1 protein-coding gene and 1 rRNA gene are annotated in these 1,759 nt (G+C 31.8%); both read right to left on the reverse strand.

Going from position 1 to position 1,759, the window contains the following annotated elements; all coding sequences use genetic code 11:
- Window positions 1–362: 362 nt before the first annotated feature.
- Complete coding sequence (locus tag ACSG5Z_RS29560; protein ID WP_088610501.1) at window positions 363–1,292, reverse strand: DMT family transporter; 930 nt, start codon at window positions 1,290–1,292, stop codon at window positions 363–365.
- 376 nt (window positions 1,293–1,668) lie between these two features.
- A 5S ribosomal RNA gene (rrf, locus tag ACSG5Z_RS29565) occupies window positions 1,669–1,759 on the reverse strand; the annotation flags it as partial.

Consider the following 1,759-nt stretch of genomic DNA (forward strand, 5'->3'; position numbering starts at 1 on the left):
AGCATCTAAAAATAAAAATTGACGTTTCACGTTGTTTGTTTCGTTCAGTTTTCAAAGAACTACTTGGTCGCTCATTTGCGACTCCCTTATGTTAACATCTTCGTTAGTTAATGTCAACTAAGTTTTTCATTTTGTTTGCCGCGTTCTGCGTTATTGCATCGGCGACTTGTTCTATATTACACCTCTATAGCCTAATCGTCAACACCTTTTATTCAATTAATAATAAAAATAATTCCAAAGTTATTTTCTATATTAGTTTCAGTTATTTAATTCCTCTCATTCAATGAAAATAATGAAAAGGACATCCTATTACATACAAAGCGTCCTTTCCATTAAACATTATATACATGCTCTTATAAACTTTAACATTCTTCATTCTCTTTAATATTTTGATCGTCTGATATAAATAAATCAATTAGTTTACGTTTATCCGCCCATATCACTCCAAATAAAACTAAGCTGCCACCTATTACTATTCTCCGCGTTAAAGATTCATTTAATAGAACAATTGAAGCAACTATACTTATTAACGGTAACGCATTTAAATATAATCCACTTACTGATGCCGAGACTGTCTCTAATGCTCTATTCCAAAACCAATACGCTAAAATTGTTGCCCCAATAACAAGATATATTACACTAAACCCTGTCTTCCATGTTTCGATTTTTGGAAAACCATAATAAAAAGTTTCTGCCATTGCAAATGGTAATAGAATAACAGCTCCAATAATTAAAGTTAATGTTGTAAAAACCTTGTTTGATAGATACTGTTCTTGTTTTGGTCGTTTCAGCAATACTGTATAGAAAGCAAATAAGAACGTACTTAATAAAATAAGGATATCTCCTATTAAAGATACTTCTTGATCGACATTACTAGATGGAATTGTAATAAGAAGTACTCCGATAGCCCCCAATACAATACCGATCCAATAATTAAGCCGAATTTTTTCTTTCAAAAAGAACGCCGAAAAAAGAATTGTAACTAAAGGTAACGCAGCATCAATAATACTAACATGCAATCCACTTGTTAAAGAAATACCGTAGGATGTGAACATAAAGTACCCAGATACGCCAGTAAAAGATAGTAAACTCATTCTTTTCCACGGGACCTGTTTATGTACAACTGATCTTTTTAATTGTTTAAATGAGAATAGTAAACAGATTCCACCAGCTAAGAAAAGGCGAATAAATAACAAAGTAAATGGCTGAATAGATTCTAATGCCCACTTTGTTGGCGCAATGGCTGTCCCCCATAATATAACAGCCACTAATAACATGCATATTTCTTTCATAATCCCCCACACCCATCAAAAAATATATGTTAACTATCTTAATTATAGATTTTTTCTTATGTAAAATCCTTTAAAAATGAAAAACCGTTATGTGAAAAACAACTAAATAGCTATTTTCCACATAACGGTTTCATATAAAAAGTAAAATATTTTAGTCATTCCACGACTCAATTAATACAAAAAGGTAATTCTTACCTTAACCTAACACTTAAATGTATTACTTTATTATCTTTTATGGCATTATCGTTCAAAATTCATTTTAAACAGTCTCTATTTCATCTTTTTTCTTCTTTAAGATTATTAAATTTATGGATTATGACATTTAGTAAATAAAAATAAGCACAAAAAAACCTAAGTCGAATCGACTTAGGTTTTTGCTTGGCGACGTCCTACTCTCACAGGGACAAGGTCCCAACTACCATCGGCGCTAGAGAGCTTAACTTCCGTGTTCGGTATGGGAACGGGTG

Source organism: Bacillus pretiosus (assembly GCF_051294775.1).
Classification (GTDB): domain Bacteria; phylum Bacillota; class Bacilli; order Bacillales; family Bacillaceae_G; genus Bacillus_A; species Bacillus_A wiedmannii.

Excerpts from the sequence above, each read along its gene's own strand:
- ACSG5Z_RS29560 (WP_088610501.1), bottom strand. The coding sequence starts at position 1,292 with ATGAAAGAAATATGCATGTTATTAGTGGCTGTTATATTATGGGGGACA.